The organism is Streptomyces sp. BJ20 (assembly GCF_022869105.1).
In the GTDB taxonomy this organism is placed as follows: Bacteria; Actinomycetota; Actinomycetes; order Streptomycetales; family Streptomycetaceae; genus Streptomyces; species Streptomyces griseoincarnatus.
Map to the genome: position 1 here is coordinate 3,690,718 of NZ_CP094918.1, position 22,969 is coordinate 3,713,686.

The 22,969-nt window shown below is 72.1% G+C and carries 15 protein-coding genes and 3 pseudogenes; 9 read left to right on the forward strand and 9 right to left on the reverse strand.

Annotated elements, in window-relative coordinates; all coding sequences use genetic code 11:
* Positions 1-439 precede the first annotated feature (439 nt).
* The 7 genes from MTR79_RS16650 to MTR79_RS16680 form a co-directional block, all read right to left on the reverse strand.
* Positions 440-1,483, reverse strand: coding sequence for a TetR/AcrR family transcriptional regulator (locus tag MTR79_RS16650; RefSeq protein ID WP_244790966.1), 1,044 nt, complete (start codon positions 1,481-1,483; stop codon positions 440-442).
* A gap of 187 nt (positions 1,484-1,670) precedes the next feature.
* Positions 1,671-3,533, reverse strand: a complete 1,863-nt coding sequence (locus tag MTR79_RS16655; protein ID WP_244790968.1) for a nuclear transport factor 2 family protein — start codon at positions 3,531-3,533, stop codon at positions 1,671-1,673.
* 153 nt (positions 3,534-3,686) lie between these two features.
* Positions 3,687-5,597, reverse strand: coding sequence for an AfsR/SARP family transcriptional regulator (locus MTR79_RS16660; RefSeq protein WP_280518391.1), 1,911 nt, complete (start codon positions 5,595-5,597; stop codon positions 3,687-3,689).
* Between the two features lie 201 nt (positions 5,598-5,798).
* The gene (locus MTR79_RS16665; protein WP_244790972.1) at positions 5,799-6,731 is read right to left on the reverse strand and encodes an NAD-dependent epimerase/dehydratase family protein; all 933 of its coding nucleotides are present in this window, start codon (positions 6,729-6,731) and stop codon (positions 5,799-5,801) included.
* Positions 6,732-7,211: 480 nt separating this feature from the next.
* The gene (locus tag MTR79_RS16670; protein ID WP_244790974.1) at positions 7,212-8,138 is read right to left on the reverse strand and encodes a LysR family transcriptional regulator; all 927 of its coding nucleotides are present in this window, start codon (positions 8,136-8,138) and stop codon (positions 7,212-7,214) included.
* A 1,035-nt stretch (positions 8,139-9,173) separates the two neighbouring features.
* On the reverse strand, positions 9,174-9,773 hold the full coding sequence (locus MTR79_RS16675) for an NAD(P)H-dependent oxidoreductase (RefSeq protein WP_244790976.1): 600 nt from the start codon (positions 9,771-9,773) through the stop codon (positions 9,174-9,176).
* 112 nt (positions 9,774-9,885) lie between these two features.
* Entirely contained in the window at positions 9,886-10,722 is an 837-nt protein-coding gene (locus MTR79_RS16680) for an NAD(P)H-binding protein (RefSeq protein WP_244790978.1), read from the reverse strand.
* Positions 10,723-10,812: 90 nt separating this feature from the next.
* Here MTR79_RS16680 and MTR79_RS16685 point away from each other — a divergent pair, with 90 nt between their 5' ends.
* The 4 genes and pseudogenes from MTR79_RS16685 (at position 10,813) to MTR79_RS16700 (ending at position 13,922) form a co-directional block, all read left to right on the forward strand.
* A complete protein-coding gene (locus MTR79_RS16685) occupies positions 10,813-11,775 on the forward strand; it encodes an AraC family transcriptional regulator (protein WP_244790979.1) in 963 nt (320 codons plus the stop codon).
* Between the two features lie 456 nt (positions 11,776-12,231).
* Positions 12,232-12,753 carry a hypothetical protein gene (locus MTR79_RS16690; RefSeq protein ID WP_244790981.1) on the forward strand — a complete coding sequence of 174 codons (522 nt, stop codon included), beginning with the start codon at positions 12,232-12,234 and terminating at the stop codon, positions 12,751-12,753.
* A 79-nt stretch (positions 12,754-12,832) separates the two neighbouring features.
* The gene (locus tag MTR79_RS16695; protein ID WP_244790983.1) at positions 12,833-13,372 is read left to right on the forward strand and encodes a winged helix-turn-helix domain-containing protein; all 540 of its coding nucleotides are present in this window, start codon (positions 12,833-12,835) and stop codon (positions 13,370-13,372) included.
* Positions 13,369-13,922: pseudogene (locus MTR79_RS16700) on the forward strand (transposase). Before MTR79_RS16695 ends, MTR79_RS16700 begins: the two are co-directional and overlap by 4 nt.
* Before the next feature lie 46 nt (positions 13,923-13,968).
* On the opposite strand, the pseudogene MTR79_RS16705 reads toward MTR79_RS16700, so the two are convergent.
* Positions 13,969-14,595, reverse strand: a pseudogene (locus MTR79_RS16705) (CHAT domain-containing protein); the annotation flags it as partial.
* Between the two features lie 366 nt (positions 14,596-14,961).
* Here MTR79_RS16705 and lanKC point away from each other — a divergent pair.
* The 4 genes from lanKC to MTR79_RS16725 all read left to right on the forward strand — a co-directional run bounded on the left by lanKC (position 14,962) and on the right by MTR79_RS16725 (position 21,656).
* Positions 14,962-17,619, forward strand: a complete 2,658-nt coding sequence (gene lanKC / locus MTR79_RS16710; protein WP_244790987.1) for a class III lanthionine synthetase LanKC — start codon at positions 14,962-14,964, stop codon at positions 17,617-17,619.
* Positions 17,616-17,744, forward strand: a complete 129-nt coding sequence (locus tag MTR79_RS16715; RefSeq protein ID WP_003972313.1) for a SapB/AmfS family lanthipeptide — start codon at positions 17,616-17,618, stop codon at positions 17,742-17,744. Before lanKC ends, MTR79_RS16715 begins: the two co-directional genes overlap by 4 nt.
* Before the next feature lie 163 nt (positions 17,745-17,907).
* Complete coding sequence (locus MTR79_RS16720) at positions 17,908-19,698, forward strand: ABC transporter ATP-binding protein (protein ID WP_244790988.1); 1,791 nt, start codon at positions 17,908-17,910, stop codon at positions 19,696-19,698.
* Positions 19,695-21,656 (forward strand): ATP-binding cassette domain-containing protein, encoded by a 1,962-nt coding sequence (locus tag MTR79_RS16725; RefSeq protein WP_244790990.1) that lies wholly within the window; start codon positions 19,695-19,697, stop codon positions 21,654-21,656. Before MTR79_RS16720 ends, MTR79_RS16725 begins: the two co-directional genes overlap by 4 nt.
* A gap of 37 nt (positions 21,657-21,693) precedes the next feature.
* On the opposite strand, the gene MTR79_RS16730 is transcribed toward MTR79_RS16725, so the two are convergent.
* Positions 21,694-22,290, reverse strand: a complete 597-nt coding sequence (locus MTR79_RS16730; protein WP_114872518.1) for a response regulator transcription factor — start codon at positions 22,288-22,290, stop codon at positions 21,694-21,696.
* Positions 22,291-22,833: 543 nt separating this feature from the next.
* Here MTR79_RS16730 and MTR79_RS16735 point away from each other — a divergent pair.
* Positions 22,834-22,929 (forward strand): annotated as a pseudogene (locus MTR79_RS16735) (TetR family transcriptional regulator); the annotation flags it as partial.
* Between the last annotated feature and the right edge of the window lie 40 nt (positions 22,930-22,969).

Here is a 22,969-nt window from a genome sequence, read left to right on the forward strand (position 1 = left end):
GCGTGGGTGGGGCGCTGACAGCCCGTTGCGGCCGCTTTCGCCCATGTCCCTTGGCAGGAGTTGAGGAAGCGGGACGGGCGGCGCGGACCCGCTCGGGGATCGGGGCGCGCTTGCCGCGGTTGGCGTTGACCGGGGGCGTCGGCATCATGCTCGGCACCTCAGTTGAAGGATGTCCCGGAGGCCGCCGTCGGCGTACATACCGGGAACGAGCCCGCGCGGCTGATCGGGGACGCTAGGCGCCCGGTCCCACCAGCATCGCGTACTTCATTCCAGCGCCCCCAACGGCTTCCGCCCGGCTCCTCGGCCGGCTGCCAGTCTGCCCGTTCGGTGCGGTCGTTCAGACGGTTTCCCACAGAAGACGGAGGCGGTGGGCCACGGCGGCGGCCTCGCCGCCTGCCTTCTCGCGCAGCCGGTCCTCACTCGGCGCTCCTCCCTCGGGTCACGTCGCGTGGGGCTGCGGCTTCTGGACGAGTCGGGAGACCAGTTCGAGCCAGCCGTTCTCCAGCCGTTGCAGGGGCAGGCCGCACTGGTCGCTCAAGTGCCAGAGGAGGGCGGGCTCGAGGTAGCCCAGCAGTGCGTGGCTGAGCAGTTCTGCGTCTGCATCCGGGGCAGCCAGGCCGAGCAGGATGCTGACCCGCTCGTGATACCGGCGGCGAGGTCCGCGCAGGTAGCGCTGGTCGGGGGAGGGTTCGGCGGCCAGGTGCAGTTCCATCTCCGCGGCATAGCGCCGTATGGCGGCCACCCCGAAGGCGCGAAGCTGCTCGATGGCCCCGTCGCGGCCGTCTGCTCGTTCGCTGCCGCTGAGGTGAGCGGCCTGGAAGGAGTCCTCGGAGCGCTGCAGCAGGGCTTGCAACAGCCCTGTGCGGTCGCCGAACCGGCGAAAGACGGTGCCCTTGCCGACGCCTGCCGCGGTGGCCACCGCCCCCATGGTGAGGCGCTCCAGCCCGCGCTCCCGCGCTATCCATGCCGCGGCGTTCAGCAGACGGGCGTGATTGCGTGCCGCGTCCACGCGCAGGGGTCTGCCGCCCTCGCGAGGTTGCGGTGACCGGGGCGGTGGCCCTTCGTTCTGAGCGCTGCCTGCCTTGCTCGGACAGGGGCAGGCGCGCGGTGGGGGAGCAGCTTGTCGGTGCGGTGCCGTCTGTGTGATCGTCTCGACGAGATCGAGGGCGAGGCCGGCGGTGTGCAGCGCGGCCGCGTCGGGTTTCTCGATCTGCGGCAGCAGGTCGGCCAGAAGGGTGATGAAGCGTCCGCCATTCTCATGGATGGCCGCCATCGAGCCTTCCCATATCGCGGTCCGGACACTGACCGCGGTGAGCGACCCGGTCCCGGCGGCCGACTGCGCAAGAAGCTCGGCCAGGCGATGCTCGAGGCCGGTCGGCTGCCATGTGCCGTGGCGGAAGTCCCGCATCAGCGCTGCGAGTTCCCGGGCACTGTCGAGGTGTGAGTGCGCACGGGGGTGGGGCTCATCAGGGGTGGTGGACATGCGGAACGCTCCCAAGCGGATTTTGGAGTGCGGGCCTCGTGGGGCATGGATGTGGTCAGCCGGTGGCGGTTTGGTGAGTCAGGGCGGTGCGGCCGCGTCCGCGGCGGTGAGGCTGTGGCCCGCAGCACCGGGGCGGCGCTCTGCGGCTGCAGGGACGCCACCCCGGTGGGGCGGTCTCGCCGCGAGCTCAGTCGCCGGGAAGCAGGACGGTCTCGTCGCCCTCGAACCAGGCGTTGTCGATCGTCAGTCGGCTGATGCGCCAGGCGCTTCCGTCGCGCGTGAGGTCCGCGTCGTAGCGGTTCATCATCAGCGCGTGCCGGGTCCGGTCCGGCTCGGGACCTTCTTGTGGCAGGTAGTGCTGAGCCATCGCGTAGCAGTTCACGTGGGCGGTGTCGCCGTCCACGGTGGCGCGGATGTTGCTGATCACGTGGCTGGTGTCGAGCGGGCCGACCGCCGGGATGAGCGCTCCGACGACGGTGTCGCGCGGCTTGAGCGCGGGGAAGTCGAGCCCGATCTTGCTCGTGGCCGGTGTCAGGTCGACCATGGCGTCCTCGGTCAGGGACGAGGCGAGGAGATCGGCGTCGCCGTGGTCGAGTCCTGCCGTGTAGCGGTGCAGCGCATCGGCGATCGCGGCGTGGTCGATCAAGAGCTGCAGCTTGTCGTCGGACATCGGGCGCTCCTCGGGAGGGATGTTGTGGTTCAGACGGAAGAGGTTGTCCGGGTCGAAGCGCGTCTTGACGCTGCGGAGCCTGCGATAGTGGGCTTCGTCGTATGCCGCCCGCACGTCGGACACGCCGGTGTCCTGGGCCGCCATGAAGTTCAGGTACCGTCCGCCGGTGGACCAGGGACGCATCCGCTGCAGCAGCTCATCGGCGTAGACGTTCATCGCGGTGAAGGCATCGGGTGCCCCGACACCGACGATCCAGAGTGCGAACCGGGCGTCCCGGTGTCCGACGGCGTTGTCCGCGGTCCGGGCCAGGGCGCCGCCCAGGTGACGCAACTCGACGAAGTGCACCGGGCAGTCGGCCGTCGGGCCCGCGGCGGACAGGATCTCCTCGACGGCCTCGGCGGGCAGGGAACGCAGCATCGCGGTGCGCTCCATGAACGGTGCCGGATCTGCCGGATCGTTGTGGATCTCGGCGAAGGACGCGTACGGCATGGGGCCCAGGGCGTCCGCGAGGACGGGTGCGGCCGCCCGCAGCGGCGCAACCAGCCGGGTGGCCTCGGCTGCCGGGCCGAGGCAGGAGATGCGGACGTGCACGGCGAACCGGTCGGCGAGGAAGGCGGGCACACCGGGCAGCGCCGGCAGGCGCAGCAGGGCGATCGAAGAGCTCAACTCGTCGGGGGCGTCGGCCGTGACCTCGGCATAGGTGTGCAGGACGGCTGCCGCGTCGGCACCGTCGAAGAAGAGGCCGCCCGCCCACAGCTGTGCCACCGGGAAGAGGGCGAACTCCATGGCGGTGACGACACCGAAGTTGCTCTTCCCGCCGCGCAGCGCCCAGAACAAGTCGGGTTCCGACGCGGCGTCGACGAGGTGCAACGCGCCGTCTGCTGTCACGACGTCCAGGGAGGTGACGTGGTCGGCTGCCCATCCGTGGGCGCGGCCCATGGTGGGGCTCAGGCCCCCGCCGAGGGTGTAACCGACGACTCCGACGAGCGGTGAGGAGCCGTTGAGCGGGGCAAGCCCGAACGGGGCCGCCGCGTCGATCACTTGCTGCCAGCGGGCCCCCGCCGTCACGCGGGCCGTGCGCGCCGCGGGGTCGATGCTCACCTGCGCCATGCGGCGAGTGGTGATGAGACCCGCGTCATCGGCCGGGACGGTCGCCTGGTGGCCGGTGGCCATGACGGCGACCGGCAGACGCCGCTGTGCCGCGAGGCGAACGGCGACTTGCACGTCGGAGCTGTTCGCGGCTCCGACGACGACGCAGGGGCGGTGGGTCACGGCAAGGTTGAAAGGCGCGCACTCCGCGGCGAAGCCTTCGTCTTCCGGGCCGAGTACGGGTCCGGTGATCTGCGCTGCCAGAGCGGCGCGTGTGAGTGAATCGAGCATGTGTGCATTGCATCGAGCCCGTGTCGACGTGGCGTCGATGGCGCGTCGACGGGGTGTTTCACCCACGCGCCGCAGGTCGTCTCCCCGCGCGACTCTCACCGCGTGAGGAGCCGGGCATGTGCAGGCGCGTCACCACGCGTGGCGCCGCAGGGATCAGGGCAGCGAAAGCGACACCATCTCCGCGAGAGCGTCCGGAAGATCAGTGATCTGGTCCGCCAACGCGCGCAGGTCCTCTTCGCCGGCCGTGTTCCTGCCGGTCAGACAGTGGCGCAGCAGCCGGTGCAGTGCTTGCTGGCAGTGCTGGTGTCCCAGCCCGTTGAGGGCCTGGCGCCGCGCGAACGCCTTGACGAGCCCGAGGAAGCGGTAGTCGCCGTTCTCGCCGGTCTCCACCACATGAGCGTCGACGAGGGCTTCCATGACGGCAGTGGCTTCGTTGACCGGCAGGTCGAGCACTGCCGCGGCCATGGCGGCATCCAGGCGGCCGCAGTCGGGAACGGCGGTGAGGTGGAAGGCGTTGCGGTGCAAGGTGTCCATGCGCGCCTGGGCCTCTCGGAACGGCCTGTCGACGATCTTGCAGTCCGCGTGCATGACGACCGGCTGGCGCAGGTCGTCCTCGAGCTGGGCCAGGATCTGGTCGATCGTCCACGACGGCCGGGCGTCCAGCCGCGCGGCCGCCACATGCACCGAGAGCGGCTGGTAGGAGCAGGCCTGCACCAGGCGGCTGGCCGCTTCCTGTTCTGCGAACACCCGCCGGGTCCCGGATATGGCGGCGAGCAGGTGCAACGCGTCCTCGGGCCGCAGAACGCCGAGACGCAGCCAGGGGAGGCCGGGCAGGTCGACGATGCGGCGCGGACCGGTCATGATGACGGCACAGCCCGGGGTGGCCGGCAGCAGCGGACGCACCTGCTCGCCGCCGGATGCCGCGTCCAGGACGATCAGCATGCGACGGCCGGACACCGTCGTACGCCACAGCGCGGCGCGTTCGTCCAGCGATGCCGGCAGCTGTGACACCCCGACCGCACGCAAGAACCGGCCGAGCACCTCCAGCGGGTCGGCCGGGTCCTCGAAACCACCGAGGTCGGCGAAGAGCTGCCCGTCGGGGAACAGGTGCCGCTGGGTGTGCGCGACGTGTACGGCGAGCGCGGTCTTGCCCATCCCGCCCAGGCCGGTGATGCCGACGACCGGAGCGTGCGCGGCATCACGCAGCGTCAAGGACAGTTCCGCGATCTCCGCGCAGCGCCCGGTGAACACGGCCAGGTCCGCCGGGAGCTGAGCCGGGACCGGCGTGGGCGTGAGGGCCGAGGACGGCCCGCGGTCCGCGGGGGCGGGCGCATCCTCGCCCTCGCGCAGGATGCGGTCGTGGAGTGACCTAAGGGCGGGCCCGGGGTCCACGCCCAGTTCTTCGCGCAGAAGCCGCCGGGTGTACTGGAAGGCGGCCAGAGCCTCGGCCCGGCGGCCGGCACGGGACAACGACAGCATGAGCTGCTCGTGCAGCCGCTCACGCAGTGGGTGCTCCCTCACGGCTGCCCGTATCTCGGACGTCAGATCGGACGACCCGCCGACGTCCAGCTCAAGATCGAACACCTCTTCAAGAGCGGCCAGCCTCAGCTCCTCCAGCCGGTCGCGCTCCAGCTCGAAGAAGGGACCCCGGACACCCGACAGGGCCGGTCCCTGCCAGGTGCCGAGGGCCTGGCGCAGGAGGTCGGCAGCGCTCGCCGTGGCGCCGGCGCGGCGGGCCCGGTGAGCCTGAGCGGTCAGCTCCCGGAACCTCCTCAGGTCGAAGGTTCCGTCACGAACTGTCAGGCGGTAGCCACTGCCCGTCGATTCGATGACCGCCATGTCGCCGAGGATCGGTCGCAGCCGATAGACGTACGTGCGAACGGTGCCCCGGGCGCCCCGAGGCCCGTGCTCGCCCCACAGGGCCTCCAGAATCGCCTCGGTCTCCACCGGGCGCCCTTCATGCAGAAGCAGCAGTGCGAGCAGCCCACGCTGCTGTGGAGACCCGAGGTCGACCTCTTCGTCCCGCCGCCACGCACGAACAGGACCCAGCACCGCAAGACGCATCACGCGACCGCACCCTTCTTTCTCATGCCCGCATTCAGATCCATCCGTGACCGGACCGCCCCCACCGGCACGCCCGGCCACTCAGGATGGCCGGGCACTGAAGCAGGGCAAGTATTCACGCCCGCGGTCCTGCCGGGGCCATCGCGTTTCCGCCCGCAGAAGGGCATGGCGCGATGGGCCCGACGCAATGCCGCGAGGCCGTCACGCGGCCTCGGAGGCGAGCGCGTCCTTCACGGCGGCGAAACCGGCGGCATGCGGGACGACGGGCCGGTATCCCAGTTCCGTCACGGCCTTGTCGGTGCGCAGCGTGCACGACTGTCCGACGAACCACCGGGCGGGCACCGGCACCACATCGGCCGCGGTCTCCGCGTCCATGTCGGGGATGGGCGCGTCGACGCCGTAGAGCGAGAAGACGGTCTCCAGGAAGTCCCGCAGGACGACCCGATGCTGGTCGGTGACGAAGTACGCCTGACCGGGCCGGCCGTGCCGCCACCCGAGGATCAGGCCCTCGACGGCGTTGTCCACGTACGTCACATCGGTGGTGTGCCGGCCGCCGTCGATCCAGGCGAACTGCCCGGCCTTGGCCGCAGCGGCCAGGCCTTCGGTGAGGCTGCTGTCAGGGCCCCAGACGAACCGCGGCCGTACGGAGACGGTGGTGAAGCCCGGTGCGCCGGCGTCCAGCACGACCTGCTCGGACTTGGCCTTGGCCGCGCAGTAGGCGGCTTCGGAGTCCGGTCGCAGCGGCGCGGTCTCGTCCACCTCCAGCAGCGGTTCCCCGGCCAGGAGCGCGGCCTCGCTGCCACAGTGGACGAAGGTGGCGACCCCCGCCGTACGGGCTGCTTCCACAGCCGCTCGGGTACCACCCACCGTCACCCGCTCGTGGCGCTCGCGGTCGGCGGTGATGTCCGTCTCGGCGGCGAGGTGGAACAGTACGTCGCTGCCTGCCACCGCGTCCTGCCAGCCGGCCGGCTCCGTCAGCTCGCCCTGCACCGGCTGCGCGCCGAGGGCCGCGACCTTGTCGGCCGACGCCGCGCTGCGGACCAGCGCACGGACCGTGTGGCCTTCTGTGACGAGCCTGCGGATCAGGGCCCGTCCGATGAAGCCCGAGCCGCCCGTGATGAATGCCTGTGACATGGGAGCCTTCTCTCTCGTGTAAGCCGCTTCCCGCTCCGCGGTGGGCGGGAGGCCATGTGATGTGCAGCGATGACGGGCTGTCTGCTCTTCCCTCGAAGCCATTCATGAGTAGACGGCGAGCCATAGGATTTTTGGATTGCTCACCCCGTGGCGGCGCCGGAGGGCGTGCTCGTCGGACGGGCGATGTCGGGCATCTCGGCCGTCGGCGTGCATCTTGCGGTGCGGGCGGCGGCAACCAGGTGCCGCAGATCGGCGAGGAAACCCCTCGGCGCGGACGCCACGTGGGGGACGACTGCGACGATGGCAAGGCTGACGGCGACGACGATGCCAGGCCTTCTTCGGAGACAGCCCCGAGCCATCCAAAGGTCTGAGGTCACCCGGTACAGGACTCGACAGGAACAGGTCAGAGGCGGCGCAGGCAGGGGTGGTGGTGCCTCCAGCTCACCGCCGGCCTGCGGACCCGGCACGGGCCGGAGCCCTTCACTCGCTCGTGGCCACGGCGCCTTCGTCGAGCTGCGTCTGTACGCCGCGGGGGACCCGCACGCCGCGACGACGCAGCCCCGCGATGAACCGCGCGACGAGCGGATCGGGTTCGGCGGACGTCACCGCCATCAACTGTCTGGTCCACCGCGGTGAGAACGCCCGGACCACGCCCGGAAAACCCGCACCGACCGCACTCACCGGACAGACCGCGACACCCAGTCCGGCCGCGGCGAGTTGAGGTGCCGTCGCGGTGACGGACGTCCGCATGACCGCCTCCGGGTGGACCCCGGCCCGGGCGAAGGCCTGATCGAGCCATGCGCCGAGGCGATTGTGCGCCGTGTAGTGCACGAGTGGCGCGCCATCGAGGTCCTGGATCCGCACGGATGCCCGTTGGGCCAGCGGGTGGCCGGTGGGCGCGGCCAGCACGACCTCCTCCTCGGCGACGGCAGTGAGATGGAAACGGTCGGATGGGGGGTCAGGCAGCACCGCGACGTCGACGTCGTCCGACTCGACCAGCCTCAACGCCTCCTCCATGAGGGCGAGTTCATGCAGAGTGATGGTCACTTCCGGGTGACGTCGGCGCCAATCGCGGAGCACCGGGGCGAGCAAGGCGACGGTAAGGCTCTGCGCGCAGCCGATCCGCAGCAACCCGCCCCCGGCTTCTCCCACCGCCCGCGCCGACCGGACAGCGGCGGTGGCCGCCTCGACCGCCCGCCGGGCGTCAGCGACCGCGACCCGCCCCGCGGCGGTGAGCCTGACCCCGCGTGCCTCGCGACGCAGCAGAGCCGTGCGGGTCTCGCGCTCCAGGGTGGCGATCTGGTGGGACACGGCGGGTTGCGAGGAGTGCAACAGCAGCGCGGCCTGAGTGATCGATCCGGTGTCCGCGACAGCGATCAGGCATTCCAGTGCGCGCAAGGAGGGCATCCGAAGATTTTATGTCACCTGCTTGAGGTATCGATAGTCCGACGGGGGAAACGGGACAGCGATGCGCGCGCGGCGGTGGTCAGGCCCGTGGACACGGAGTGAGTGTTTCTGGGTGGACGTTCGTGACCGCACGCCCACTGCCCGCGGAGCAGCGGCCCGGCTCAGCCTGCCAGTTGCTGGAGCCATTCGCGGAGCAGCGCCGTCTCGGTGTCTCGCGAGGGCATCCCGGAGTCCGCAGCTGAGGGCTTGGTGGCAAGCGCCGTTCCCAGCGCGGCGTCGAGGGCGAGTGCGCGCGAGGCCAGGTCCGACGCGGATGAGGCGGGCGGGTCCGTCGTGATCGAGGCGAGGACGGTGTCCCGCAGCCGTGCCAGCCGATCAGCGCCAGCGTGGCACCGGTCGTCGCGGCGTGGATGACGCGGGTCGCCTGCGCCACCGGAACCCGAAAGCGCCCGGCGTCGGCCGCCCGGCCCAGCAGTGTCACCAGCATGGGCCTCGTCCGCTGCCGGGGGCGCCGCCCTGGCTGCACCGTGCCGTACATGAGCATGTAGAACGCGGGGTGCCGCACTCCGAAGCCGACGTGCAGGTCCCAGCCGCGGTACAGGTCGGCCACCGGGTCATCGGAGGCCAGCGCCAAGGCCTCCCGCTTCTCGGCCAGGTACATCTCGAACCCGTAGGCGGCCAGCTCGGTGCAGGGCACGGGATCCTGTTCCTCAGGTTCACGGTCCCTCAGCCCGAAGCACCCGTGCACGTCGGCGGCGGACCACAGAGCACCCAGGACGGCCTGGATCTCGGCATCGTTACACGACCCGACCTCCATGGCCAGCTCGTAGGAGCCACCGGACCAGTTGGTCCGGTGTCGGCCTGCCCGGTCGCGGCCACGGTCTCGATACGGTCGTGAACTCGTCGCCCGCGCTTGGCAGACGGCGATCAGGTCGGAGAACTCCCTCCGTTTCCGCCAGCTGTCAACGATGCGGGCCGGGGCGACGAGGCGGTCATCGTGCCCTCAGCCGGGGCCGGCTCGCGTTCCGACCTCCCTCATCCCGCCAGGCGGACCTGGATGGCTTCGCTGATGCTCCGCACCGCACGGTCGACACCGCGCACCGTGGCCTCGGGGGAGAGCTGTTCGGATTCGTAGATGAACGCCGTGCGACCGCGCCGGCTGCCGCAGTAGTCGACGATGCCGTGCTCGATCTGCGTCCGCAGCGCGCTCTCGTATCCGTGGCGCTCGTACGCACCGGAGTCGTCACCGGCGATGGGCAGAAGATGGGTGGTGAGGTGCTGCAGTTTCGGCCGCAGGCCCGAAGCGGGGGAGTGCTCGAAGGCCCAGCCGTTGACGAAGACACGGTCGATCCACCCCTTCAACAGCGCAGGCATCGACCACCAGTACACGGGGAAGACCAACACGAGATCGGTGGCACGCTCAAGACGACGGTGCTCGGCCATGACGTCAGCCGGGTAGTTGCCGCCCTCGTGGTACGCCCGACGATCTGCCGGAGTGAACCGGGGGTCGAACCGCTCCTCGGACAGGTCGGCGATCTCGACCGAGCCGGGTTGAAGCGCTGCCTCGAGTCTTCCCAGCACGTGGTGGGTCAGAGACCCGGGGTCCGGGTTGGCGGCGACCAGCAGAGTATGCATGAGGGCTCCAGTCAGGTGAGGAACGGACGTTGAGACGTCGCGTCGATGTGCGAGAGGGTGCGCGGTGCCCGGCTTTCCGGAGTGCGGTACGCCCGGCGGAAGGCCGCGGGAATCAGCACCGCCAGGCTTCCGCTGCCGCGGCCCGCAGGACGAAGTCCTCGAAGGTCCGCGGCGCGCGTCCCAGCACGGTGGCGACGTCGTCCGTGGTCCAGGCGGTGGCCCCGCGCTCAAGCAGCACGAACATCTCGGTGAGGTGCTGGGCCTCGTCCTCGCTCCAGCCCTCCTTGACGAGCATCGCGGTGTACTCGGCCGGGGAAACGCGCCGGTAGACGATGGGCAGCCCGGACGCCCGGGAGATCAGCTCGACGGCCTCCGCCCAGGTCAGCCCGCGCGGCCCCGTCAGCTCATAGACCCGACCGGCGTGCCGGCCGGGTTCGGACAGTACCGAGGCCGCCACGTCGGCGACGTCCTCGACGTCGATGAACGGCTCGGGGACCGCACCGGCCGGAAGCGCCAGCTCGCCTGCGGCCAGCGGGACGCGGAAGGGGTGCCCGTCGAAGTTCTGGGCGAAGTTCGAGGCACGCAGGACGGTCCATTCCAGCGCCGAGCCGCGCACGGCGTCCTCGGCCGAGCGCATGTCCAGCCCGAACGGGGAGTCGCCCCAATCGTCGGCGCCGTGACCGGAGAGCAGGACCAGGCGCCGCACACCGGCGGCCTCGGCCCGCGCCACGAAGTCGTGCACCGGTCCGGGCACGGGCGGGGGCACCACGTAGGCGGCGGCGACGTCCCGCAGGACCTGATCCCAGCCGGCGGGATGGAACCAGTCGAACGGGGTCCGACCGGAGCGGGAGGCGGCGCGCACGGCTGTGCCGCGCAGTCGCAACCGGGCGGCCACCCGCCGGCCGGTGTTGCCGGTCGCGCCGAGGACAAGAGTGACGTCGTTGCTCATGACAGCGATTCAACGGCACCCACCCGGACGATTCCATGGGTGATGAGCCAGTTCACCTGGGTGATCGTCTGAACCGTTTAGCCTTGGCGGATGGATGCTTTCGGTGACCTGCTGCGCGGACTGCGGGCCCAGGGCTCGTTGTTCGGCAGCTCGACCCTGACCCCGCCCTGGTCACTGCACTTCGTGGACGGCGCGCCGCTGACCTTGTGCACCGTCCTCTCGGGAGGCGGCTGGATCGTGCCGGAGCGCCGCCCGCCCGAGCGTCTCGACGTCGGCGAGACGGTGATCGTGCGGGGCCCCGCGCCGTTCCTCTTCGTCGACGAGGTGAGCACCCGGGCCGAACCCGTCGCGTGCGGCGCGTTCTGCTCCATGCCCGAGCAGGGCGGGACCCGGTACCGGCTCGGCTGGCGCGACGCCGGTACCGGCGGGGAGGACACGACGACCCTGGTCGTCGGCGCCTATCCGGTGCACGGCGAGATCAGCCGCAGGCTGCTGGACGCGCTGCCCGTCGTACTGCGCGTGGGATCCGGTGGCGGGCCCGATCCCGTGTGGGACCACCTCGCCGCCGAGGTCGCCGCCGACACGCCGGGCCAGCAGGTGGTCCTCGACCGACTGCTGGACTGGATGCTGGTGTGCGCGCTGCGCGAGTACTTCGACCGGCCCGACGGCACTCCGCCGGGCTGGTACTCCGCCGGGCGCGACCCGGTGGTGGGCGGCGCGCTGCGCCTGCTGCACGGCGAACCGGCGGCACGGTGGACGGTTGCCTCGCTCGCCGGCCGGACCGGGGTGTCACGGGCCACGCTGGCCAAGCGGTTCACCGACCTGGTCGGCGAACCGCCACTGACCTACCTCACCCGCTGGCGCATGACGCTCGCGGCGGACCTGCTGACGGAACGCGAGACGATGACCGTCGCTGAGGTCGCCAGGGCCGTGGGTTACTCCGACGCGTTCGCGTTCAGCGCGGCGTTCAAACGAATCCGCGGCATGAGCCCCAGCACGTACCGGCGCACCGCAACGACACCAGCCCCGCAGCCGGCCGGCACGTTCCCGTGACGAGTCCCCGGGCGTCCGCTCCGACCCCCGGGTTTGGGTGAAGCCCGTCTGTGCGGTCGGCTCGTCGAACGGGCTGCGACTTCCTGTGCTGAAGCGCACCCTGACGGACAACGTGCGCGGCACCAAGCGGCACCGACCCGCTGATCAGCCAGGTGGCAAGAACGCGCTGATGGCCGCGCTGCCGGCGGGCGCCCGCGCCGGCAACCGCCCGGCCCGTGGCGGTGCCGACCGCCCGGCCCGTGGTGGCCGCGAAACCTCGGAACGCGCCAGGCACACGGCACGGCGCGGCCCCTCCTCGACGAGGCCCGCCGACGACCTGGTCCAGGCGGGACGTTCCCTGCTCGACGGGAAGGCCGCGCGGCGGGCGACTCAACTCCATGTATATCGCCAACCGCATGCTCGACGGCGACCCCTTCTACGTCAGAATCACCTCGTAGCACTCACAGGAAGCAGGTCATGCCGCTCATCACCGAGTACACCGTCCGAGCACGCCCCGACCGGCGCGTCGTCGAGGTGTACGACGCAGACGCCTACCTCGGTGACGACGACGCCCTGACCGCTTCCCGGAGCCAGGTGGTAGCTGGCCACGGCTACCACCTGTACCTCCGCAGCCTCCAACCCGACATCCCTGTCCAGATCACCATCCGGGTCTGGGACCACCCGCAGCCACACCCCGCCGGATGTGAGGGACATGTCCCGGTGACCCTCGAATCCGAAACCGGCGAACTCGTCGTCAACCAGTTCACGCTGGGGCCTGCCGGTGGCACCCAACTCCCGCATCCCGGGGTGTATGAAGGCCACGCTTCGTGGACCGGACGGCAAGCCACGGCCGACTACTACGACCAATGCACCGCGCAGGGAGCTGCAGAGCGCTGGACGCCGGATCGTATCGGCCAAGCTTGGGCAGCATGCCCGACGGTGGAGAGCTACGTGCTCGACCTCTGGTACGTGCGCGAACCGGAACCGGTGGAAGACTGAAGCGTTTCCTACCTACTGACCCTCAAAGCGTGGTGTCGTAGGGGCTGACGCCTCGTGATCCCTGCGGTATGCCGACTGCATGAGGTATGCGCAAGGGGGCGGACTGACCGGTGAACGGCGGGCCTTTCGCGAGAAGTTGAGGATGGGAGGCGGCCGAGCGGTTCGCCCATGCGATGAGAACTCGGTCATCGCGCACGACCTGCGGGTCAGCGTCCGATCGGTTCAACGCTGGCGCAGAGTCTGGTCGCAGAACGGGCCCCGGGCCCTGGCCTCCAAGGGTCCGGCGTCACTGCCGCTGCTCAGTGACGAACTGTTCGCCGTGCTCGAGCGGGAGCTGGCCAAGGGGCCGGTGGCGCACGGCTGGCCGGACCAGACGTGGACCCTGTCGCGGATCAAGACGCTGATCGGGCGCCGGTTCCACAAGAGCTACACCGTGCAAGGGGTGGCCGCCCTGCTCAAGCGGCACGGCTGGAGCTGCCAGGTCCCCGCCCGCCGGGCACTCGAGCGGGACGAGGCGGCGGTGGCCGGCTGGGTGAAGGAGACCTGGCCGAGCGTGGAAGAACCGTGGCGGCGCTCGACGCCTGGCTCGTCTTCGAGGACGAAGCCGGATCCTCGATGACGCCGCCGACCACCCGCACCTGGTCCCGCCGCGGCCACACCCCCGTGATCCGCGTCCGGGGCCGCTCCCGCCGCCGCTTATCGGTGGCCGCCCTGGCCTGCTACAAGTCCGGCGAACCCTCCCGGCTGATCTACCGGCCCTGCCCGGACGCCCGGCCCGACGGGCGCAAGAGCTTCTCCTGGAAGGACTACCGCGACCTGATCCAGACCGCCCACCAGCAGCTCGGCGGCCCGATCGTGCTCGTCTGGGACAACTTGAACACTCATCTGACGGCCGGCATGCGCCGTTACATCGCCGACCGCGACTGGCTCACCGTCTTCCAACTGCCGCCCTACGCACCCGACCTCAACCCGGTCGAGGGCATCTGGTCCGTCCTACGACGCACCACCACGGCCAATCGTGCCTTCGCCGACCCTGACGATCTGATCACCGCCGTCCGGCGCGGCCTACGCCAGCTCCAGTACCGCCCCGACGTCCTCGACGGCTGCCTCACCGGCACCCGCCTCCGGCGCCAGCCGCCATGACGACATCACGCACTCAAAGTCAGTAGTGGTCTGAGTGTGATGCCACACCTCCAACAGTGTGGCGTGACGCCCTTGGTTGATGAGGTGGTCGGCGAGATTGGTCAGCAGGCGGCCGGTCAGCATCATGTTGCGGCGCACGTCCACGGGCACTTGCGAGCCCAGTACGGCCAGTGCGCCCTCGCGCAGCAGGAGATCGGCGATGGAGACGGCGCTGGATCCCCGGGGAGCGACGTGACATGCGCTGAGCACAATGACGGGTGGAGTGTGCTGCAGGCCGAGTTCGACGTGCGGTTCGTCGCCGATGACGATGGCCGCCGTGTTGGCAACGAGGGTGCCGTGCGCGCTGATGATCAGCAGGTCAGGTGAGTGCTCGCTGACGGCCTCGCGCAGGTCATCCATGGAGAGCGTCTGCACCGCGTGGAGACTCAGCCCCTCGACGCCTTTCAGGGTGTCCTGAGCGATCCGCCAACCGTCTCGTGAGATTCGGCCCACCGGGTCGCTGGCGGGGATGCACTCGGCCACCAGGACACGGATGCGGTTCTTCCACTCGACACCGACGGCGACGGCACCGGCCTTCTGCACGGTGCGGGTCAGCGGCAGCAGCGGCTCGTACGTCAGGGGCAGGCGCGCCGCCAGCGGCGCGGTGTCGCCCGGCAGGGTGGCAGGGCCCAGAGGGAAGCCGGAGAACACCGTGAGCATCGACGCCCGGCTGGCAGAGTCCCGGAAGTGCTTTTCGAGGCCGGCCGGCAGCGTGAACGCGCTGGGGGAACGGAGGGCATCATCAGTCCCACGCTGTCGTCGGCGACGGCCCGGTGGGTCAGCGTGTACTCGATGGCCGCTCGTTCTACGTGGGCATCATGCTGGTTACGCCGTCGCCCCTGGACTGGGCGGCGCCCGCGGCCCGCCGGCCCTTCCACCAGGCACCCCAGGCGCCTTCACCCCGGCGCGACGTCCGTGGTTACTCGTGCGTTCCGCACATCAAGGCGATGACAGCGGTGACTGTGCGGGACGGTACGCACGATGACAGCGTCTTCCCCGTCAGCGACCGGACGGGAGGGAGACGGCGTGAACAAGGGCTATGCCGTGTACTGCGACGCGGACCCGTACTTCTACGACGCTCCGCACCGCACCGTCTCCGCGGCCGGCGCGGGACGCACCCGGTACGCCGCGGCCTTGCGGCCCGTCCCGGAGGGATGGCAGCGCAACGAGAGCGGGGACTGGCTCGCCCTGCGTCCGACCGACGCCGAACTGCCCGATCAGGGCTGGAAGATCCACGTCTCCGCGTGCCTCGACAACGCCGAGTCCGTGCTGGAACGGGTGTGGCGGCACTGCGTAGCCGGCGGCACCGCCTTCAAGTTCGTCCCCAGCCGCTACCTGCTGCACCAGCGCAACGCCAAGTACGCGGACCGCTCTGGCAGCGGCAAGTTCATCACCGTCTACCCGGCGGACGGCGAGCGGTTCGAACGGCTCGCGGACGAGCTGGGGCGGCTGCTGGCCGGCGAACCCGGACCGCACATCCTGAGCGACCTGCGGCTCGGCGACGGCCCCGTGCACGTCCGCTACGGCGGGTTCACCCGGCGCAACTGCTACGACTCGGACGGGGAGTTGCGCCCGGCCGTGACCGGCCCCGACGGGGTGCTCGTGCCCGATCTGCGCGGCCCCGTCTTCCGCGTACCGGACTGGGTGGAACCGCCCGCGTTCCTACGTCCGCACCTGGAGGCACGCGACGCGCTGACCGTGGCCGGACTGCCCTACGCCATCGAGTCGGCACTGCACTTCTCCAACGGCGGCGGTGTCTACCTCGCCCGCGACTCCCGCACCGGCCAGCGGGTCGTCCTCAAGGAGGCCCGTCCGCACGCCGGTCTGGCGGCCGACGGCGCGGACGCCGTCACCCGGCTGCACCGTGAACGCCGCGCGCTGGAGAGCCTGTCCGGTCTCGACTGCACCCCCGACGTGCTCGACCACTTCACCGTCGGCGAACACCACTTCCTGGTGATGGAGCACATCGACGGCAAGCCACTCAACACCTTCTTCGCCCGCCGTCACCCGCTCATCGAGGCCGACCCCGGCGAGGAGCTGCTGGCCGAGTACACGGCCTGGGCCCTCGACGTCCACGCCCGGGTGGAACGCGCCGTGGAGGACGTCCACGCCCGCGGCGTGGTCTTCAACGACCTGCACCTGTTCAACATCATGATCCGCGAGGACGACAGCGTCGCCCTGCTGGACTTCGAGGCCGCGCACCAGGTCGGCGAAGCCGGTCGGCAGACCGTCGCCAACCCGGGGTTCGTGGCACCGCCCGACCGCAGGGGCGTCGAGGTGGACCGGTATGCGCTGGCCTGCCTGCGGCTCGCGCTGTTCCTCCCGCTGACCAGTCTGCTTGCCCTGGACCGGCGCAAGGCGGCCCACCTCGCCGACGTGGTGGCCGGACAGTTCCCGGTGGACCGGGCGTTCCTGGACGCGGCGGTCGACGAGATCACCCGCGGCGCCACCGAGCCCGCCGGCACCCCGGCGGCAGTACGGGAGGGCGGACCGGTGGTCCCGGTCCGCCCCGGCGACTGGCCCCGCAGCAGGGACTCGATGGCCGCGGCGATCCGCGCCTCGGCGACACCGTCCCGGACCGACCGCCTCTTCCCCGGCGACATCGCCCAGTTCGGCACGGCCGGCGGCGGACTGGCCTTCGGCCACGGCGCAGCGGGAGTGCTGTACGCGCTGGCCGAGAGCGGCGCGGGCCGGTACGAGGACGCGGAACAGTGGCTCCTGGAGCGGACCGAGCAACCGCCGTCGGGCATGCCGCTCGGTTTCCACGACGGCCTCGCCGGTGTCGCCTGGACGCTGGAATACCTCGGTCACCGCGACCGCGCCCTCGACCTCGCCGAACTGCTCCTCGACCAGCCCTTCGACGACCTGGCCCCGGACCTGCACAGCGGCACCGCCGGACTGGGCCTGGCCCTGGACTCGCTGGCCGCGGCCACGGGGGAGAGCGCCCTGCGCACCGCCGCGCGGCGCTGCGCCGAGCTGACCGCCCGGAGCGGCTCCGCCGGGGACGTGAGCGTCGGCCGGGGCCGCGCGGGCCTGCTGCACGGCGCCGCCGGGCGGGCCTTGCTCTTCCTGCGGCTGTACGAAGCCGACCGGGACCCCGCTCTGCTCGACCTCGCACGGGACGAACTGCGCCGGGACCTCGCGCGGTGCGTCCGCGGCGCGGGCGGCGCGCTCCAGGTCGACGAGGGCTGGCGCACCATGCCCTACCTGGGCGCGGGCAGCGTGGGCATCGGCATGGTGCTCGACGACTACCTGGCGCACCGCCAGGACGAGGACTTCGCCCGGGCGAGAGGCGAGATCGTGGCCGCGGCGCAGGCCATGTTCTACGCCCAGCCGGGCCTGTACCGGGGGGTGGCCGGGATGGTGCTGCATCTCGGCCGCACGACGGCCGAGATGCCCGGCACCGGTCCCGAGGCCATCCGGCGGCAGCTCGACGCGCTTTCCTGGCACGCGATGTCCTACCGCGGCCGGCTCGCCTTCCCCGGCGAGCAGATGATGCGTCTGTCGATGGACCTCTCCACGGGCACGGCCGGATGCCTGCTCGCCGTCGCCTCCGCCCACGGCCCCCGGCCCGCCGGACTGCCGTTCCTCCCGCCGCCCACCCGGCGGCCCCATGACTCGGCCCCTCCCGGGGTCGTGATGAAAGAAGACAACCCGTTGCCGTACGAAGGGAAGACGTCATGAACCTGTTCGACCTGCAGTCGATGGAGACCCCCAAGGAAGAGGCCATGGGGGACGTGGAGACCGGCAGCCGCGCGAGCCTGCTGCTCTGCGGCGACAGCAGCCTGAGCATCACGACCTGCAACTGACACACGGGCCGGCCACCGCGGTGACGCGGTGAGCCCTGCCGCCCGGTACCGGCGCTCCGGGTTCCCGCCCGGGGCGCCGGTACCCGCATGCACGGACACCTCGGCCGGCCGGTCGCGCGGCCGGTGTCCCGACACGGTGAGACGCACGGAAGGAGGCCGACTGGTGCCGACGAGCGGGTCCCGGGCACGGCGCGCGGGCAAGGAAGGCGGCGCAGCCAGCAGCGCGACACCGGGCCGCGCCCCCGAAGCGCTGGTGCTGCTGTGCTCGGTCGCGTCGGCCGCGGTGACCGTGGCCCAGCCCTACGTCCTCGGCCGCACGCTGGATCTGCTCCTGCGCGACGGCGACACCGCCGGTGCCGCGGGACGCTGGCTGATGCTGAGCGCCGCGCTCCTCGTGGGTGAGCTGCTGCTCGACAGCCTCACCTCCCTGTTCACCGGACACTGCAACGCAGCCTGGACGGCGTCCGTCCGCTCCCGTGCCCTCGACGGCCTCCTGCGAGCCGTACCGGACCGCGCACGGCCGTACGCGCCTGGGGACGTCGGGACCCGGTTGACCCTGAACGCCGCCGATGCCGGAGCCGCCCCGGCGGCCCGGGCGGCGCTGGCGGCCTCGACGGCCACGCCCGTGGGCGCACTGGCGGCGCTGGCCGTAGTCGACCTGTGGGTGGCCGCCTGCGTGCTGGCCGGGCTGCCCGCCCTGGGCTTCGTCCTGCGGGCCTTCGCCCGGGACACCAGCGCCTCGGTCGGCGCCTACCAGAAGACCCAGGCGGAGATCGCCTCCCGGCTGCTGGAGGCCATGGAGGGCGCGGCGACGATCAACGCGGCGGGCACCCTCGCCCGTGAACGGGCCCGTGTGCTGGCGCCGTTGGACCGACTCGCCGCCCAGGGCAGGCACATGTGGGTGCTCCATGGACGCGCCCTGGCCCGCAGCGGGGTCCTGGTCCCCCTGCTCACCCTGGCCGCCACGGCCGTCGGCGGCCTGCGGCTCGCCTCGGGCGCCCTGAGCGTGGGCGAGCTCCTCGCCGTGATCCGCTACGCGCAGCTGACGGCCGGCATCGGTGGCGCGGCGTCCCTGCTGGGCGCGGTGGTGCGCGGCCGCGAAGCACGGAACCGGACCCTGGCCCTGGCCCGTGTCCCCGCGCTGGTCCACGGGACACGCCGGCTGCCGCCGGCCGGGCGGGGCGATCTCGAACTGCGCGGGGTAAGCGTGGTGCGTGACGGCAGGCAGGTGCTGCGCGCCGACGGCGTGCGGGTGCCGGGCGGCGCCACGGCGGCGGTGGTCGGCCGCAGCGGAGCGGGCAAGTCCGTCCTGGCCGCCGTGGCGGGGCGGCTGGTCGACCCCGACGAGGGACAGGTGCTGCTGGACGGCGTCCGTCTCGACCGGCTGACCCGGGACGCCCTGCGCACCGAGGTCGGCTACGCCTTCGAACGCCCCGCCCCGGCCGGGGGCACAGTCGCCGAGATGGTCGCCACCGGACCTCGGCGGGTGTCGCCCGAGCAGGTGCGGGAAGCCTGCCGTGCCGCGGGAGCCGACGGGTTCGTGCGCCGGCTGCCACACGGGTACGACACCCCGCTTGCCGCGGCGCCGCTCTCGGGCGGCGAGCACCAACGCCTCGGTCTGGCACGGGCGTTCGCGCACGCCGGACGGCTGCTGATCCTGGACGACGCGACGTCCGGCCTGGACACCGCCACCGAGCACGAGGTGGACCGGGCGCTGCGCCGGTCGGTGTGTCCCGGGACCAGGCTGGTCGTCGCGCACCGCCCGTCGGTGGCGGCCCGGGCGGACCTGGTGATCTGGCTGGAGGAGGGGCAAGTGCGGGCCGTCGCGCCGCATGGCGATCTGTGGGAACTGGCCGACTACCGAGCGGTCTTCGCCGCCGACCCGACCGGGGCCGGGCAAGCGCCGCCCGACGGAGCCACACACCGACCCGCACCCGAGGGAGCACGGCGGTGACCTGCCGCGCCCCGTCCGCGGACACGCGCGAAACGGACGACGGGTCCGGGGCGGTGCGGCGCCTGGCACCGCACGCCCGCCGGTTCCTCGCCCGCCGCTCCGGGGTCCTGGTGCGGCTCGCCCTCTGGTCGCTGGCCGAGACCGGGCAGGCGTTCCTCGTAGGGCACGGTGTCGCCCGGGCCGTCGACCAGGGGTTCCTCGCCGGTGACACGCGCCGAGGGCTGCTCTGGCTCACGGTCGCGCTGGTGGCCGTGCTGCTCGGGGCCCCGGTGATCCGGGGCGTGTTCGCCGAGCTGGCCGGTCTGACGGAGCCGCTGCGCGACGGTCTGGTGCGGCACGCGGTCGACCGGTCCCTGGGACCCGCCGCGGCGGGCGGTCCCGGCGGGACGGACCGGGCGGCCGTCTCGCGGCTGACGAATCAGGTCGAGATCGCCCGGGACAGCTTCGCCGGTCTCGTCCTGACGCTCCGTTCGTTCGTCTTCACCGCCGCCGGAGCGTTGCTGGGGCTGCTGTCGCTGCATCCCTCCCTCCTCGTGGTGGGGCTTCCCCCGCTATCGCTCGGTCTGGGGCTGTTCCTGGTGACGCTACGCCCGATGGCGGCGGCGCAGCGACGCGCGCTGGCGGCCGATGAGGCGCTGGGCGACCACGCGGCCCGGTCGCGGGCGGCGTTGCGGGACCTGACCGCTTGCGGGACCGGGCCTGCGGTGGCGAGGCGCGGCGCGCAGCTGATCGAGGATGCCGCGGCGGCGGCCCGTGTCCTGGCCGGCTGGGCGGCGGTGCGCACGGCGGCGCTCGGGGTCGCGGGTCACCTGCCGGTCCTGGCGTTGCTGCTGGCCGTTCCGTGGCTGCGCGGGCGGGGGGTGACGGCGGGCGCGCTGCTCGGTGCCTTCACCTACCTCGTCCAGTCGCTGCTGCCCGCCCTGCACACGCTGATGACCGCGCTCGGGGCGGCCGGGTCCCGGCTGCTGGTCGTCCTCGACCGCATCATCGGCCCGGAGCGGCCGGAGCCGCGGCCGGAGCGGACCCGGGCGGCGGAGCCGGAGCGGGCCGGGGGGCTGGGGAGCGTACGGGCGCTGGCGGCAACCCGTACGGAGCCCGCACTCGCGGCAGCGCCCCGTCCGGCCCCCGGCGCGGGCGGCGGGGCCGTCACCGCCCGGGCGACGGCCGCGATCCCCCGCCCCGGCGACGACGCACCGCACCTCGGGGGACGCCCGGCGGACCGCGCCCGCACCGCGGCCGTGGAACTGCGGTCCGTAACGCTGTCCTACGGCGTGCGCGCCGAACCCGTCCTCGACTCGCTCGACCTGTGCGTCGCCCCGGGCGAGCACCTCGCCGTCGTCGGCCCCAGCGGCATCGGCAAGTCGACCCTCACCCGCCTGGTCGCGGGCACGCTCGTGCCCAGCGGCGGCGAGGTCAGGGTGGACGGCCGGGAGGTGACCGGGCGGCCGCCCGCCGAACTCTCCGCGCTGCGCGTCCTGGTGCCCCAGGAGGCGTACGTCTTCTCCGGCACCCTGAGCGACAACCTCACCTACCTTCGCCCGGGCGCGAGCCGCGCGGACCTCGACGCCGCCGTCGACGCCCTCGGCCTGTGGCCCCTGGTAGAGCGGCTGGGCGGCCTCGACGCACCGGTGCGGCCCGCCGAACTCTCCCACGGCGAGCGGCAACTCGTCGCGCTGACCCGCGCCTGGGTGTCACCCGCCCCCCTGCTGCTGCTCGACGAGGCCACCTGCCATCTCGACCCCGCCGCCGAGGCGCGCGCGGAAGAGGCCCTCGCACGACGCCCGGGAACGCTCCTGGTGGTGGCGCACCGCCTGTCGTCCGCCGTACGCGCCGACCGGGTGCTGGTCCTGGACGGAACGGACGCCGTGTGCGGCACGCACGACGAGGTGCTGGACCGCTCGCCGCTCTACCGGGACCTGACGGGCCACTGGCAGGGCGGACCGGCCCGCCGGCGCTGACCGCCGCGAGCCGTCCGGAGCCCGGACCGCCGCGCGCCTACGTCCAGCCGCCGCTCTGGAGGATGCGTATCGCGTCGACCCGGTTGCGGGCGCCCACCTTCCGTATGGCGGCGGCCATGTAGTTGCGGACGGTGCCCCGGGAGAGGTGCAGACGGGCCGCTACCTCGGCCAGGGGCGCCCCTTGTGAGGCGAGGGACAGCACGCTCAGTTCACGGGTGGTCAGCGGCATCGCCGCGCCTTCCAGCAGGGCGACGCTGAGTGTCTCGTCGAGGAAGCGTTCACCCTTTGCGACCGTGTGCACCGCGGTGATCAGCCGTCGTGCCGGAGCGTTCTTGTCGACCAGCCCGAGAGCACCGCCGTCGAACGCCCGGCGGAGTATCCCCGGACGCCTGGCGGTCGTCAGCACGACGAGCCGGCCCCCGCGCTGCGCCCGGAAGGACGTGTCGTGCGTCTGCCCGGGACCCCACAGACAGTCGCCGTCCACGACCCACACGTCGGTCGGTAATTCGTCACGATCCGGCAGGCCGGCGCCGGGTGCCCGGGACGAGACCTCCAGCGCGGCATCGGATCTCAGCAGTTGCACCAATGCCGATCGCAGCAGTTCCTCGTCGTGCACCACGACAGTACGAACCATGTCCCCCACCTCTGGTCAGCGGCCGCGCCCGGGGCAGTCGGCACTCGCCCCCCGAGCCACGGGCTGTGTGCCCTGATCTGACCGGCGGGAACACGACACGTACGCACGAGCGAACCGCACCGGACGCAATGCGCCGCCCCCCGGGCCCCAGGAAGGGCACGACGGCTGTGCTCGCCCGGCCGAAAACGATGGATTCGCACGCCCTCGCCCGGATGCCGGCGGTCCCCGCGGCACGCGTCCGCCGCTCCCCGCTCCCGCGTCGGCGGCCACGGACGCTGGCCACAGGGGTGTGCGGCCGTCCGGGTCCCGCGTTCCCCACGGAACCGGGCGGCCGGTGCCACGCGGGCACGCCGCTCGCGGTTCGGCCGGAAACAGTCAGCGCGCAATCTGGCGCGAATGCACGGTCGCCCGGACCCCGGCGCTCATCGAAACGGACCCGTACCCGTTGGTGTGCCGATACGCCCGCGTACCGGTGAAGTGGCGCGGCGGCGAACGGGGGACACACCCGAGGGACGAGCAGCGCACACCAGGACGTCGCAGGACGTGGACCGGCCCGGACCGGTCGGCACCTCGCGCCGCTCCAGGATCACCCCGGAGCGCGAGCGGGAGTTCTTCGATGCCGTGCTCCACCAGATCCGGGTTCACCGCTAGGGTCCGTCTTCAAAGATCATTCAGGTGG